This is a genomic window from Nocardioides hwasunensis (assembly GCF_014779665.1).
Taxonomy (GTDB): Bacteria; Actinomycetota; Actinomycetes; order Propionibacteriales; family Nocardioidaceae; genus Nocardioides; species Nocardioides hwasunensis.
Window position 1 is genome coordinate 314,464 of sequence record NZ_JACXYY010000004.1, and the last position, 14,580, is coordinate 329,043.

At 71.4% G+C, this 14,580-nt stretch carries 13 protein-coding genes; 1 reads left to right on the top strand and 12 read right to left on the bottom strand.

Annotated elements, in window-relative coordinates; all coding sequences use genetic code 11:
* Positions 1-7: 7 nt before the first annotated feature.
* The 6 genes from IEZ25_RS11410 to IEZ25_RS11435 form a co-directional block, all read right to left on the bottom strand.
* On the bottom strand, positions 8-946 hold the full coding sequence (locus tag IEZ25_RS11410; protein ID WP_191199542.1) for a hypothetical protein: 939 nt from the start codon (positions 944-946) through the stop codon (positions 8-10).
* Positions 943-2,424 carry a DUF4082 domain-containing protein gene (locus IEZ25_RS11415; RefSeq protein WP_191199543.1) on the bottom strand — a complete coding sequence of 494 codons (1,482 nt, stop codon included), beginning with the start codon at positions 2,422-2,424 and terminating at the stop codon, positions 943-945. The genes IEZ25_RS11410 and IEZ25_RS11415 overlap by 4 nt, the downstream gene beginning before the upstream one ends.
* Before the next feature lie 187 nt (positions 2,425-2,611).
* On the bottom strand, positions 2,612-2,872 hold the full coding sequence (locus IEZ25_RS11420; RefSeq protein ID WP_191199544.1) for an acyl carrier protein: 261 nt from the start codon (positions 2,870-2,872) through the stop codon (positions 2,612-2,614).
* 71 nt (positions 2,873-2,943) lie between these two features.
* The gene (locus IEZ25_RS11425; protein WP_191199545.1) at positions 2,944-4,164 is read right to left on the bottom strand and encodes a pyridoxal-dependent decarboxylase, exosortase A system-associated; all 1,221 of its coding nucleotides are present in this window, start codon (positions 4,162-4,164) and stop codon (positions 2,944-2,946) included.
* Positions 4,161-5,744: an acyl-CoA ligase (AMP-forming), exosortase A system-associated gene (locus tag IEZ25_RS11430; protein WP_191199546.1), complete on the bottom strand. Its 1,584-nt coding sequence runs from the start codon at positions 5,742-5,744 to the stop codon at positions 4,161-4,163. Before IEZ25_RS11430 ends, IEZ25_RS11425 begins: the two co-directional genes overlap by 4 nt.
* 34 nt (positions 5,745-5,778) lie before the next feature.
* On the bottom strand, positions 5,779-6,636 hold the full coding sequence (locus IEZ25_RS11435; RefSeq protein ID WP_224748851.1) for a hypothetical protein: 858 nt from the start codon (positions 6,634-6,636) through the stop codon (positions 5,779-5,781).
* A 118-nt stretch (positions 6,637-6,754) separates the two neighbouring features.
* Between IEZ25_RS11435 and IEZ25_RS11440 the strand changes: the two genes are divergently transcribed.
* Complete coding sequence (locus tag IEZ25_RS11440) at positions 6,755-7,429, top strand: polysaccharide deacetylase family protein (protein ID WP_191199547.1); 675 nt, start codon at positions 6,755-6,757, stop codon at positions 7,427-7,429.
* On the opposite strand, the gene IEZ25_RS11445 is transcribed toward IEZ25_RS11440, so the two are convergent.
* The 6 genes from IEZ25_RS11445 to IEZ25_RS11470 form a co-directional block, all read right to left on the bottom strand.
* Positions 7,413-8,345, bottom strand: a complete 933-nt coding sequence (locus IEZ25_RS11445; protein ID WP_191199548.1) for a glycosyltransferase family 2 protein — start codon at positions 8,343-8,345, stop codon at positions 7,413-7,415. The genes IEZ25_RS11440 and IEZ25_RS11445 overlap by 17 nt on opposite strands.
* Complete coding sequence (locus IEZ25_RS22255; protein WP_191199549.1) at positions 8,342-9,799, bottom strand: O-antigen ligase family protein; 1,458 nt, start codon at positions 9,797-9,799, stop codon at positions 8,342-8,344. Before IEZ25_RS22255 ends, IEZ25_RS11445 begins: the two co-directional genes overlap by 4 nt.
* Positions 9,796-10,689 (bottom strand): YveK family protein, encoded by an 894-nt coding sequence (locus tag IEZ25_RS11455; RefSeq protein WP_191199550.1) that lies wholly within the window; start codon positions 10,687-10,689, stop codon positions 9,796-9,798. Before IEZ25_RS11455 ends, IEZ25_RS22255 begins: the two co-directional genes overlap by 4 nt.
* A complete protein-coding gene (locus tag IEZ25_RS11460) occupies positions 10,680-11,993 on the bottom strand; it encodes a rhamnosyltransferase WsaF family glycosyltransferase (RefSeq protein ID WP_191199551.1) in 1,314 nt (437 codons plus the stop codon). Before IEZ25_RS11460 ends, IEZ25_RS11455 begins: the two co-directional genes overlap by 10 nt.
* Positions 11,980-13,422, bottom strand: coding sequence for an oligosaccharide flippase family protein (locus IEZ25_RS11465; RefSeq protein ID WP_191199552.1), 1,443 nt, complete (start codon positions 13,420-13,422; stop codon positions 11,980-11,982). The genes IEZ25_RS11460 and IEZ25_RS11465 overlap by 14 nt, the downstream gene beginning before the upstream one ends.
* Before the next feature lie 77 nt (positions 13,423-13,499).
* Positions 13,500-14,552, bottom strand: a complete 1,053-nt coding sequence (locus IEZ25_RS11470) for a glycosyltransferase family 2 protein (protein ID WP_191199553.1) — start codon at positions 14,550-14,552, stop codon at positions 13,500-13,502.
* Between the last annotated feature and the right edge of the window lie 28 nt (positions 14,553-14,580).

Genomic DNA, 14,580 nt, shown 5'->3' on the forward strand with positions numbered 1-14,580 from the left:
GACCGGACTAGGAACCGCGCTCGGTGTTGCACCGCTGTCGGCGCAGGTGGACCGGCTGACCGGCGCCGTCGAGCCTCACGACGTGGGCCTCCCACGCCGTGAGGGCCGAGCACTTGACGTCGATCGGACCGTAGTAGTCGCCCTGCCGGACCACCTTCAGGTTGTGGACCCGGCCCGGCGTACCGAGGCGGAACGGGTAACCCCCGCCCTCGACCAACAGACCGTCGATGTCGACGGCCGTGTTGCCTTGACCGCTGGGGTAGAAGAACGCCGCCGTGCCCGCGCAGTCCTCGCCCTCGACGAGCTCGAGGCGGCTCATCCGGACCTTCAGGGCCCCGCCGCCGTATCCTTGCAGCGCGTCGCCGTGCCAGTCGCCGCACTCCTCGGGAGCGACCACGGTGGCGTAGGACCGGATGATCCGGACCGGACCGCACTCGTCCTTGCCGCCGACGCGGAACCCTTCGGGGAGCCCGTCGATGCGGACTCGATGCGCCCGGTAGCCGCCGGCGTTGAGCGCGGGCTCGTCGCCCGACGTGCGCTGGCCGGGGGCGTTGCGGATCGTCGTACGACGCACGTCCAGACGCGACTGGCACGTCGAGCCCGCCCAGTTGTCGATGCGGCCGCCGACGACGTCCACGCGCTTGACCGTGACGTCGGGGGCCGCGATCACCAGGTTCCCGTAGATGCGCAGGTCCTGCACGACGGCTCCGGCCCGACGCACCACGTGGTCGCCCTGGATCTCGCGGCGCGGTGCCCACCCACGGGGGACACCGGTGTCTCGTGCGGTGGGGAACGACGCCTGTGCCCGTGCGCGCACCACGGTGACGTCGCTCGCGTTCCTCGTCGTTGCGCCGGGAGCGTGCTGCGCCGGGGCCGCGGCGGTCGCCGGAGCACCGAGCACCAGGACGGCGGCCGCGCTGCAGACGGCCGTGGAGAACCGCTTCACTGGCCCTGCTCCATCGTGCACGGCAGTGGACGGACCGGAGTCGCGACACCGTTGTCCGCGACGGTGACGACGCTTGCCTGCCAGGAGGTGAGGACCGAGCACTTGACGTTGATCGGACCGTAGTGCCAGCTGTTGTCGAGGACCGCCAGGTTCTTGACCGTGCCGGGAGTTCCCAGTCGGAACGGGTACCCGCCTCCGCTGACGAGCAGCCCGTCGATGTCGACGCTGGTGTTGTCCTGGCCGAGCGGATAGAAGAAGGGGGCCGTTCCCCCACATCCGTCTTCCTCGAGGATGAGGGTGGTGCGGCGAACGGTGAGGGCCGGACCGCCGTAACCCTGGATCCCGTCACCGTGCCAGTCACCGCAGGTGTCTGGTCGCACGACCCTCGCCCACGATCCCTCGATGGTCACCGGCCCGCACCCCGAGGTCCGGCCGCCGACGCGGAAACCCTCCGCGAGTCCGTCGATCTGCACCCCGCGCGCGGTGTACCCGCCGGCCTGGAGCGCGGGCGAGTCGGACGCGCTGGTGGCTCCGCCCTTGCGGATCGTGCTGTTCTCCACCAGCAGGCCCGGCTGGCAGGTCGGGCCCGCGAAGTTGTCGATGCTGCCACCGACGACCTCGACCCGACGCAGGGTCACGTTCGGTGCAGCGACCTCGATGCTGCCGTTGACCTGGAGGTCCTCCACCACTGCGCCCGGCGTGCTGATCCGGTAGGTCCCGTTGACGACCCGCGCCGGGGTCCAGCCGACGGGAACCCCGGTGGTGGCCTGGGTGGGGAAGGCGTCCTCGGACGGCGGCGGCGGAGGAGGAGGCGGCAGCTCCGTCTGCTCGCCCGGGGCGAACGTCACGTCGACCCAGTAGTTCGACTTGTGCCGGCTGCGGGTGGGCGCCTTCGGCTTGCTGCCGTGGCGATACACGCCGACGTGCTTGCCGCCGGTGCTGAGTGAGCCTGAGGTCTTCGCCTTGCGCAGTCCTCGCTTCGTCACTGCAGGGCGACCCCTGGGCGCGAAGACCGAGACGGTGTAGGTCCGATCTGCCTGGATGGTGACGGGTGCGTCGAAGCGCACCGACACCCATCCGCGGCCCTCGAGCGGCGTGATGCGTGCCTTGGCCAGTCGGGTGCCGCGAGGGCTCCACAGGCTGGCTCGACGAGGCGTCGCGCCCTTGGCATCGGCGATCTTGTAGACCTGCACGCCCGTCACGGAGCCAGCGGTCGAGGACTGGAACCGGGTGCCGACCTCGACCGGTCGGCGGTCGCGGTCCTTGGTCACCCGACGTGGGGCGCGCTCGGGGAACAGGCTGATCTCGTCGGCCTTGGCACGAGGGGAGCCGGAGGCGTCGGGCCGCGCCGCACTCGGTGGGGCTGACACGGCACCGAGGCCGAGCAGCACGACGACGAGCGCGACGAGGGACGTCAGCCCCCGTCGCGGGTCGCGGGTGGCGGCAGCCGGGATGACATGAGCGGGGGTGGGGGGCATGCGGGTGTACCTCTGGCGTAGGGGGGTGTCCAGCACCGCCACTATGGAGGCGCGCGTCGAGGTGCGGCAAAGCACGTGCGACCCCGGCCACCGTCTCCGAGTGTGCGATGCCCTCCATCGTCGCAGGTCAGGGCCCTGCTCTCCCCCAATCTGGGGAAAACAGCCACCTGAGCGCCTCCGAGGTGCCCTACGTCTGCTTGGACGCCACGAAGTCGGCCAGGCTGCCGACGGTCTCGAAGACGTCGCCGGTGATGTCCTCGTCGTCGATCTGGATGTCGAAGCGACCCTCCAGGGCGACGGTGAGCTCCACGACGCCGAGCGAGTCGAGCTCGGGCAGCTCGCCGAACAGCGGGGTGGACGCCTCGAGGGATGCCGCCTGGTCCTCGATGCCCAGGGTGCTCACGAGCACCTCGATGACGGCGCTGACGTCCTGCTGCGTGCTCTGCACGGCTACCTCCGGTGCTGGATCGTGATGGTCTGGTGTCCCGCCGCCTGCTGGCTCGGGGCCGGCTGGATCGCTCACACGAGCACCTCCGCAGGAGCGGGATGACCGAGGAACGCGGTGGGGCTCGCGGTGAGTCCGTAGGCGCCCGCCTGGTGGACGACCACCAGGTCACCCACCTCGACGCGCGGCAGCCGTACCCGGTCGCCGAGCAGGTCGAGCGGCGTGCACAGCGAGCCCACCACCGTGACCTCCTCGGGCTCCCTTGCGGCACCGTCGGTCGCGATCGGGTAGTTGCGTCGGATCACCTGCCCGAAGTTTCCGGAGGCGGCGAGCTGGTGGTGCATGCCGCCGTCGACGACGACGTACGTCGTGCCACGCGACATCTTCCGGTCGACGACTCGGGTGACGTAGACACCGGCCTCGCCGACGAGGTAGCGACCGAGCTCGATCCCGATCCGGATGTCGCCGAGCACCGGGCGGAGCCGCTCGGAGCACAGCCGCTCGAGGTTGTCGCCGACCGCGCCGAGGTCGAGCCGCTCGTCCTTCTCGAAGTACGGGATGCCGAACCCACCGCCGAGGTTGACGTAGGAGATCGGGGCCGGCGCCTGCTTCGCGAGCTCGAGCAGCAGGTCGACGGTGCGGTCCTGCGCCTCGGCGAGGATCGCGGCGTGCAGGTTCTGCGAGCCGGCGAAGACGTGGAAACCCTCGAGGGGAAGACCGAGGTCCGCCATCAGTGCCATCAGGTCGGGCACCGCCTCGGCGTCCACCCCGAACTGCTGGGGGCCACCGCCCATCCGCATGCCCGAGCCCTTGACGGCGAAGTCGGGGTTGACCCGCACCGCGGCGCGCGGGACGAGCCCGAGGTCGCGACCGGCCGCCAGCAGGCGGCGGACCTCACCCTCCGACTCGACCTCGACCAGCACGCCGGCAGCGACGGCGCGGCGCAGCTCGTCGTCGGTCTTGCCGGGTCCGGCGAACGTGACGCGCTCGGCCGGTGTGCCGGTGTCGAGGGCGATCGCCATCTCCCCGGCGGACGCGACGTCGAGGGTGTCGACCTGGGTGGCGAGGTGCTGCACGACGGCCGGCATCGGGTTGGCCTTGACGGCGTAGCCCAGGTCGAGGTCATCGGGCAGCGCCGCCCTGACCTCGGCGACGCGGCGCGAGACCAGCTCCCGGTCGTAGGCGAAGAACGGCGTGGAGCCCACCCGCGCGGCCAGCCGGTCGAGTGGCACGCCACCGACCTCGAGCCGTCCGTCTGCGTCGCGGAAGGGCCGCGAGTGCTCGTCGGCGATCACGACGCAACCCCTGCCCGGTCGGCCGTCGCCCGCTCGACCTCGAGCGCCAGGGCCACGCGGTCGAACTTCCCGTTGGGCGAGCGCGGCAGCTCCTCGCGCACGACCACCTCGGCGGGCACCATGAACAGGGGCAGGTCGCGCCGCAGCGCCTGGAGCAGCTCTGCCGGGTCGAGGTCGGCGCCGGCGACGGCGAGCACCACCCGGTGCCCCAGCCCCTCCTCCGGGACGCCGAGCGCGACGGCGTCGCGCACCATCCCGGTCTGGTAGGCCGCCTCCTCGATCTCGGTGGGGCTGACCCGGTATCCGGAGGTCTTGATCATCTCGTCGGTGCGTCCCACGAAGTAGAGGAACCCCTCCTCGTCGGCGACCACCGTGTCGCCGGACCACACGGCCAGCTCGGGTGCCTGCCAGTCGGCGACCCCCGCGAGCGGACGGAAGCGTTGCGCGGTGCGCTCGGGGTCGTTCCAGTAGCCCAGAGCGACCAGCGGGCCGCGGTGGACCAGCTCTCCCTCCTCCCCCGGCGCGCACGTGGTGCCGTCGGGGCGCAGGACCAGGATCTCGGCGTCGGGGATCGCCTTGCCGATGGAGTCGCCCCTGCGGTCGACCTCGGCGGGGTCGAGGTAGGTCGAGCGGAAGGCCTCGGTCAGGCCGTACATCAGGTAGGGCGCCGCGCCGGGGAAGGTGTCGCGCAGCTGCTTGAGCGTCGCGGCCGGCATCTTGCCCCCGGTGTTGGCGAAGTAGCGCAGCGACCGGGTGGCGTCCTCGGGCCAGGTCGCGTCCATCAGCTGGATCCACAACGGCGGGACGCAGGTGAGGCCGGTGACCTGGTGGCGCGCGCACAGGGTGACGAGGTCTCGGGCCGCGAGGTAGTTGGCGAGCACCACGTGCGCGCCGACCGCCATGGCCGTCGTCACCTGGCTCAGCCCGGCGTCGAAGCTCAGCGGCAGCGCGGACAGGATCACGTCGTCCGCGGTGTTGCCCAGATAGCTGCTGACGCTCTCGGCGCCGACCAGGAGGTTGCGGTGGCTGAGCACGACACCCTTCGGCGAGCCGGTGCTCCCGGACGTGTAGAGGATCGCTGCCCGGTCGCCGTCCGGCGGCCGCGGCGTGGGGACGGTCACGGCGGCCGTGCCTGCCAGGTCGGCGTACGCGTGCGTGGTGACCACCGACTGCGCCGCATCGCCCCGGTCGTCGACGACGATGACGTGGCGCAGGTCGCCGCCGTCCATCGAGCCCTCCAGCGACGCCCAGCGACGCGCCGTCGTCAGCAGCGCGACCGCGCCGCTGTCGTTGACCACGTGGCTCACCTGACGCGGCTTGAGCACCGGGTTGACCGGGACGAACGTGGCGCCCGCGGCCGAGGCGGCGAGGAGGGCGACGACCGTCTCGATCCGCTTGTCGAGGAACACCGCGACCCGGTCGCCGGGCCGCACCCCGAGGTCGACGAGGCCACCGGCGACGGCACGGACCTCCTGCCACACCTCGTCGTAGGTGCGGGTCGTCCGTCCGGCGGTCAGCGCCGGACGCTGCGGATGCCGCTCGGCGGCCTCCTCCAGCAGGTGGTGGACGCGCGTCCTCATCGTCGGTGCTCCTTCTTCCGCTCACGCATGCCGGTCACCAGGCCACGCAGGTGAGCTCGCTGTAGAGGTAGTCGACGTCCTCGGCCACCAGGTCGTCGCCTCGGAACATCTTGGGTCGTGGCCGAGCCAGGACGCGTGCGCCCGGCGGCGTCCAGCCCGCCACGCGCTCCTCGACGAGCGTCACGAGGGCGCCCTGCCGCAGGAGGTGGCTCGAGAGCCGAGGCCACGCCCGCGGCAGCAGCTCGGGCTCGGAGACGTGCAGCAGCGAGGCGAAGACCGGCAGGCCCTTGCGACGGTCCTTGCGATGGATCACGTAGAGCGACCGACCGCCGACGTCCAGGACGACGTGCCGCGCAGCAGCGGCACCGCGGTGGTCGTCGAAGATCCGGCGCTGCTTACCGACCAGGCGACCGGCGATCTGGTCGGGGTCGGTGACCACCCGGACGCCGCGTGAGGGCACCGCGAAGTTCGGCACCAGCGCGGTCGTCGTGTCGAGGTGGCGGAACTTGAGCCGCTCGTTGAGCGCGACGACGTTGCCGCTGGGCGAGAGGTCGGTGAAGTGGTGGTCACGCTGTCCCAGCAGCGCGCGCAGCAACCGCAGACCTTGCGCCTGGTACGCCTCGTCGACGCACCACGCGCCGAGGTTGCACACGCGACGGGTGCGGCCCGCGACGGTGCGGTCGGCGTAGAACGCCAACGCGACCCCGACCACCTCTCCCTCGTCGCGCAGGTGGAACCCGTGGTTGGGCGCGTCGACCGACCACGTCGGCACCATCGCCCGGGCCCACTGGTCGGGACTGAGCCGGGGATTCAGGGCGCGGTTGAGGTAGGCCGCCACCTCGGGTACATCGGCCCCGGTGATCGGCACCAGCGCAACAGCCGTACCCCCCATGGCAGCAAGCATCCGGCGCCGCGACGGCACTGCGGGCGGCCGCAGGGGCATTACCCACAAATGGGGTATCGCCGCGCGAGGACCGCCCAGCTCGACGTCTGCCGCCTAGCGTCGCGGCATGAGCATGGGGGCCCGGACTCGCATCAACGTCTGCTTCCACGGCATCGGCACGCCGGCGCGGGTGCTCGAGACGGGTGAGGCGCCGTACTGGATCGACCACAGGACCTACCTGGACGTGCTGGACGCCGTGGCCGAGGACCCTCGCGTCCGGATCAGCTTCGACGACGGGAACTCCTCCGACATCGAGCTGGGTCTGCCGGGGCTGCTCGAGCGTGGGCTGACCGCGACGTTCTTCGTGCTCGCCGGTCGGCTGGACCGGCCCGGGAGCCTCGGGACCTCGGACGTCCAGGCCCTCCGGCAGGCCGGGATGACCATCGGCACGCACGGGATGGACCACCGACCGTGGCGCGGCCTCGACGCGGGCCACCGCCGCCGCGAGCTCGAGGAGGCCCGGCAGGTCCTCGCCAGGATCGCCGGCACGCCCGTGACCGAGGCGGCGCTGCCGCTCGGGAGGTACGACCGCGAGCTGCTCGGGCACCTGCGCGCGCTCGGCTACACCGCCGTGCACACCAGCGATCGCCGTTGGGCTCGAGAAGGATCCTGGCTCCAGCCCCGGTTCTCGGTCCGCGACGGCGACACCGCCGAGACGGTCCGCACGACGATGCTGGGGCGTCAGTCGCCCGCCCGTCTGGCCGAGCGGGTCCTCGTCGGCACGGTCAAGCGCCTGCGCTGACCGCGTCGAGCCACTCGGGCCCTCGCGGTCCCCGCAACAGGTCCGGCCGGAGCAGCACCCTCGTGGCGAGGCGACACGTTTCGCGACCGAGCAGGGCACGACTCGACTCGCGAGCGAGCAGAGCGGTCCAGAACGCAGCGCTGCGCACCGCACCGTGCCGGGCGCGGTAGAGGCGCCAGCGGTTCGCGACCAGCAGCGGCCACAGACGCGTGGACGTGGCAGAACCGCCCTCGAGGTGCACGGCCGCGGCCGAGGGGACGTAACGCACCGCGAAGCCGCGGTCGCCGGCCCGCAGGTGGAACTCGGTCTCCTCCGAGTAGAGGAAGTAGCCCTCGTCCCACTCACCGCAGGCTAGCCAGCACCCGGCATCGACCAGCTGGGTCGATCCTTCGGCCCAGTCGACGTCCTGCTCGAGCGCGTACGCACCCGGATCCGTCACCAGCTCGCCGAGCAGGGGGTACCGACCCGCGCGGACCGCGCCGAGGACTGCGTCGCCCAGCCCTCGCAGCACGGTGGGCGTGCGCCGCATCGAGTGGATCAACTCCCCCGTCGCGTCCTGCAGGCGAGGTACGACGACACCCGCCCCGGTGCGTCGCATCACCGCGAGCAGCTCGGCGACGCACCCGGGCTCGAGCCGGACATCGGGGTTGAGCACGAGCACCGCCGAATGTGGTGGCGCCGCGGCAACTGCTGCGTTGATCCCGGCCGCGTATCCCCGGTTGTCCGCGAGCGCCAGCAGCGTGGCGTCGGGCGCCGTCCTGGCCAGGACGGCGAGCGTGTGATCCGCGGACGCGTTGTCCGCGACGACGAGGTCCCACGGCACCTCCCCCAGACCCGCGTCGAGCGAGGCCACGAGGCCCGGCACCACGTCGGCACTGTTGTAGGTGACCACCACCACTGCCACACGCTCCGTCATCGAACCAGCTCCTCGGGTCGTGCCGGGGCACGTCGGTGGTCGTGCGGCCGGTAGGGACTTCTCGGATCCTCCGTCGTCGACAGGCGCCAGCAGGCCCCGGCGAGCCCGACCAGGAGCATCATCATGCCGGCTGCCATCGGGAAGCCCAGGGCGTCGAAGGTGGCGAAGCTGACCATGACGCCCAGCGTCGAGGCGGCGATGGCCAGGCTCAGGTCTCGCGAGGCGGGCTCGAACGCTCGCCGTCGTGCAGCGTTGGCCTGCAGGAAGGCCACCACCAGGAACGTCGTCGCCACCAGCAGCCCGATCAGGCCCAGCTCGACGGTGAAGATCAGGTACTGGTTGTCGACGATGCGGTAGTAGCGAGGGACGAATGTGAACAGCCCCCGACCGAGGAGCGGGTTGTCACCGATGACGTCGAAGAGGACGTCGTAGTCGCTCGTGCGGCCACTGATGCTGGGGTCGTCGAAGAGGTTGCGGAACAGGGAGATCAGGGTCCCTACGAGGCCCGGGACAGCCATGCGCAGTCCCACCACCGCGACGGGGAGAAGCAGCAGCGCCCGGACGCGCCACTTCGCAGGCCACCCGATGAGCAGCATCGTGAAGGCAAACCCGATCACCAGCACCGCCGACCTCGACACCGACATGTTGCAGCCGACGAAGATCACCACGGCGGGAAGGACAGCGAGCGGGCGGCAGCGAAGGCGGATCATGCGGTGGACCGCCAGAGGAAGGATCCCACCCAGGACGACTCCGTACTCGATCGGGTGGACTGCGGTCGCTGACACGCGGTTCAGGATCGAGCGCGAGTCGACCGCGCCGAAGTCCGAGTTCGCGCTGAGGCCCGGGAGGTCGAAGAACACGGCGATGTTGAGCCCGGTGGCGAACTGGAGGATGCCGATCGCCCCGACGAACGCACCGACCCAGACCAGCCAGTCGACGACCTTCTCCAGGTCCGCCCACGACCGCAGCCCCTCGGCGGTCATCAGCACGATGCCCATCCAGCCGGCAAACGACAGCAGTCCTCTGTCGGCCGCGCTGACCATCGCGTCCGTCGTCTGGGTGACCGTCGGTGGGACCAGCGTCCAGAACTCGTCGGTGACCTGCCGGATGTCGGGCGGGGCGTACCAGCCCTGCAGCATCCCGCTCGCGTAGCTCCCCAGGACCGCAGCAGTGAGCAGCGCCACCGTGATGCGCGTCGGCGTGAACCTCTTGACCGGGTTCGTGCCGCCCACGGTCGCGGCCACCCACCATGCCAGGGCGCAGATCCCCACCATGTTGGCCGGCGTGCCGGGCGCACCCAGCGGTCGGAAGATCAGCTGGGAGGGAACACAGAGGAGCAGGACGACGTAGAGGACGACGAACCCGACGGCAGGCAGCCGCAGTGCGCTCGACCCCGCGGGGACCGAGGACGCACGCGATGTCGGTCCGGCCGTGCGGGCTCGCCGCGAGATCACCGGCCGCTACCCACTCTCGGGCCTCGGCCCGGACGCGGCCGGTTCCTCTTGCCCGTGCGCTCGGCAGGGGCTGGCTGGCGCCTCGGGTGGAAGTCGAGCACCAGTCCATCCGGTCCCACCGCACCGGGTCGCTCGTGCCCGTGGCCGACCTCCGCGCCCGGGGATGCGGCCGGTGTCGCACTGTGCGAGCCCGCGTGCGTCACGGCGTCGTCGTGCTCGGCCCCGGTCGGGTCGACGTCGTCCAGATCGTCCTCTCCCAGGGCATCGCGTCGACCCGCGCGACGTGCCGCACGCCTCAGCAGCAGTCGGTCCAGGCCGAAGGTCGCGATCAGCGTGAGCAACCCGACCACGGCCAGCAACGCGGCAAGGGCCCTGAGCTTGCTGCCCGGCAGCGCCTCCGCGGACCTGCTGACGCTCGACCTGATCGCGCTGATGTACTGCGTCTGGGGCACGTCGACCTCGTCCTGGATGCGACGCAGCTCCCTGTCGATCCACGTCATCATCGCGTCGCGCGTCTCCGTGGCGAGCTCGGCATTGCTGTCCTTCGCCGTCACGGTGATCAGCGGACCGGTGCCGGGCACGACGGCGATCGCGTACTCGGCGTCGAGTCCCTCGGCCTTCATCTCCTTCTCGACGTCCTTGGTGGAGGCGGCGCCGGCGACGAGCGAGGCTGCTGTCGTGAGGCCGTCCTGCAGGTTCAGGTAGGGGTTGACAGGCCGCTCCGTGCCGGACGCGGTCGGCGGGAGGAGGAACAGCATCTGACCCGTGGACTGGTAGGTCGTCGGGACGTAGGTGATGACGGCGGCGGCACCGGCAGCGAGCACGACCATGCCGGCGAGCACGACATACCACCTCCGGACGAGCACCGAGAGGGCATCGATCAGGTACACAGCAGATCTCCTTGGGTTCCGTGGTCCGCCACGTCGGGTGGCTCGACGTCTGGGAGGTTGAGCGGCTTGACCGCGGCGACGTCCATGCGCCCTGCGGCGAGTGCCTCGATCGCGGCGACCACCTGTGCTCCGGTGATGCCCCAGGTGTCGCCGGCGGTGTCGCTCGCCGCCCGACGGGCGGTCGCGGGCGTGGTCTGACCGACCGCCGCTTCGAGGGCCGAGGCGATCGAGGCCGGTGTCGCGGCGGCCCACACCGCGTGGGGCGTCCGGAAGTCGGCACGGGCGTCCGGCGAGTCGTTGACCACCGGGATGCAGCCCGCCGCAAGCATCTCGTAGGCGACCAGCGAGATGTTGGTGAACGACATCGCCAAGCCGGCCGCACATTGGTTGTAGAGCTCGTTGAGCTCGGCGGGTGTCGGACGTCCGTGCTGGACGACGGGGAAGTCGACGTCGTGGACGGTGGCGCCGTAGACGTGGATCTCCTGGTCGGGTCGTCGCCGGTGGAACTCTGCCAGCGCCAGCGTCGCGAGCCGGTAGCCGCGTCTGGCCACTGGTGGACGGGCGTAGAAGGCGACGCCGGACCGCGGTCCGGCGTTCTCGAACGAGTAGGTCGAGGTGTCGCGGCCGAAGAGGACCTCGACCGACGGCGCACCTGCGGCGGTGAGGCGGTCATGGACCATCCGGCCCAGGGCGATGTTGGCGAACCCGAAGTGATAGGTGTCTGCGGCCAGTGCATGGTCGGAGCCGTGCGGGTAGAACATCGGCTCGTAGTCCTGGATGAAGTACGCGCGGTGCACCGGGTCTCGTCCACGCGACGCCAGCACGTGGGCGCTCTCCCAACCGGTCGCGACCACCACATCCAGGCCCTCGAACCCTTGCGACAGGTCTCGCACGCCCACTGACAGGTGCGGCCAACCACGGCCGATGTTCGCCGCGGCCTCGCTGAGGCTGCCGTTGTGACGGTCGTGGAGGACGACCTCGCACACGTGACCGGCGGCCTGCAGTGCCTGCACCATGCGGAACATCGTGGTGTGCCCACCCGACCCCACAGCAGGCGGCGTGCACAGCCACCCCACCCGCAGGGACCGAGGCGTGGGGACGGGCACGGCCGCCAGCAGGTCGAGGGTTGCGGAGTCGGCGATGTCGCCGGGCAGTAGCCCGAAGTCCAGCTCACCCGCGTCGAGCCTCTGGTAGGCACGCCGCACGGCTCGACGTGCGAGCCCGGCCGTCCCCTCGGCTCGCAGCTTGGTGGCCACGCTGGTGCCGAGCGCTCGGGCTCGGCGTGACTGATCACGAACGCTCATGGTGTCGTCCTCTCCGATGTGTCGCCGCCGGGCGTGGGTTGCGCAGCTCGTCCAGGCGGTTGCGGAACCACGGGATCAGTGGCCCCAGGTAGAGGGCGGTGGCGCACGTGCCGCCGAGCAGCACCGTCAACCATGGCGACAGCGCGGTGGCACTGACGATCCACCAGCAGGCGGCAGCCGCCGGGACGACGGCCGCGAGCGGCACGATGCTCGCGCCCACCAGGCGGACGGTGTCGACACCCGAGCGGCCGAGGAAGAAGGCGTAGGCCGGCAGCACGACCACGACCACGACCACGACGTGCGCCCAACCGGCTCCGGCGAGTCCCCACTCGCGCACGGACAGCACCATCACCGGGACCATGGCAGCCAGCCACACCAGCTGGACGACGAGGACGTCGCGTGTGCGTCCCGCGGCGACCAGGAACGTCGCGAGCAGGTCGAGCACCACCCTGGTGGCGCCGAAGACCGCGAGGCCGACCAGCGCTGCTGAGGCAGGGGCCCAACGGGCTCCGTAGAGGACCGCGACCACGGGCGACGCGAGCGTCGCGAGTCCGAGACCCATGAACGCAGCAGCGAGCACCACCGGCCCGATGCTGCGGACCAGACCATCGTTGCGCTGCGCAGCCGAGTCGGTGTCGGAGAAGGCGGGGAGGGCCACGACCCGAACGGCCTGGCCGACGGCGGACATCGGCCACGACGAGACGTTGAAGGCGAGGACGTAGAAGCCGAGGACGATCGGCGAGAGCTCACGGGAGACGATCACGTTGTCGAGGGTGATCAACAACCACGACACCAGGTTGGCCACCGCGAGCGGCGAGGAGAAGGCCAGCGAGTCCCACGCCGTCGCACGATCGAAGCCGAAGCGCGGTGGCCTGCGAGCCGCGACGTGGAGTCCGAGCACCAGCGTCGCCTGGCTCGCGACCTGACCCCAGGCAAGCGCGACCGGACCGACGTCGAGGAGCGTGAGCCAGACGATGGTCACCGCCGAGGCGAGCAGCGCCGCACCGTTGACGACGAACAGCGTGCGTTGGCGGTAGGCCCGCTGCAAGAACGCAGCAGGCACGATCGTCAGGCCGAACAACGCGGGGGCCAGTGCCATCACGACCAGCACCCGGGTCGACCCGGGGCTGCGAAAGGCCTCGGCGACGAAGGGTGCGGCGAGCGCCATCACGGCCGCAGCGAGCAGACCGAGGCCAGCGCCGAGCGTGGCTACCGTGGGAGCACGCCGCTCGGGGTCTCGTGATCGAACCACGTCGGACCCGAGCCCGAACTCGGACAGCGCGCTGACGACCGTCCACACGGTGAGGGCCACGGCGAAGACGCCGTAGGCCTCGGGCGCGACGAGGCGAGCGATCACGATGCTGAGCAGCAGGTTGCCGACCCGCAGCACGACGCTGCTGCCCAGGCTCCAGCCCAGCCCGCGGCTCACCTGTCGCGCCTTGTCCGACCCAGGCACCCGACCGCGATCCGGCGTTCGGTCCGGGCCCGTCCGGCTCTCCAGCGTCGTCACACCCCCCACCGCCGCTCGCGGCGCCACACCAGGTGGTCGCGGACCCTGCTCGCCTGCCGGCGCACGGTCCCCGCCCTCCGGTGGTTGCCCCCGGCCAGGGACACCCGGGTGGCGTGCCAAGCCGACGAGCCGGTGATCGACGGCCACGTCTCCAGCGCGAACCGCACGTAGTCGTCCGCGACGTCCATCGCGGCTTCGTCACGAGCGACGTGCCGGGCACGACGCAGTGCCTCCCGGGCGAGCGCCCGCTTGGCCGTCGGTCGCAGTGCGGCGACCCTCGGGTCGCCCGGCGCTCGTTCGTCGAAGAGGATGTCGAAGGTCAGCCGCCGGGCTTCGAGATCGGTGAGCCACCCGGCGTACGTGGTCAGGTGCATGTTGGCGTCGTGCACGCGGTAATGGGCCTGGATCGGCCCGTTGACCCGGCCCACGTCCCACCTGGCAGCGGTCCGCAGCCACATGTCGAAGTCACCGGAGTGCGGCAGCCGCGGGTCGTAGAGGTCGGTCTCGAAGAGTGCCTCGCGCCGCATCACCGCCTCCGGGCTGGACAGGAAGCACCGCCCGGCCCGTGCGGACCGGCTCAGCCAGTCGTGGCCCTGCCACACCGTCCAGCTGCGGGTCACGTCGTCGACCGGCTCGGGGGCGTCGGTGAACGACCGCGCGAAGCCGTAGACGAGGCCCACCCGTGGGTGCGCCTCCATGAGGGCGACCGCTCGGGTGAGCGAGTTGGGAGGGAGCAGGTCGTCGGCCGAGAGGAGCACGACGTAGTCGCCGCTCGCCTTGGCGAGGCCGTCGTTGTAGGTCTGGATGTGACCGGCGTTCTGCTCGTGGACCAGCACGTCCACGCGAGGGTCGCGCGCTGCCAGCTCGCGGGCGACGAGCGCGCTGTCGTCCGGCGACGCGTCGTCGACCACCAGCACGTCGACGTCCAGCATGTCCTGGTCGAGCGCGCTCGCCACGGCGCCCGGCAGGTAGTGACCGTAGCGATAGCACGGGATCACCACCGAGACGCGCGGCCGGCTCGTGATCGGCGCGGGCCTGTGGAATCGCATGGCTTCGCGAGCCCCCTCCCCCTCGACG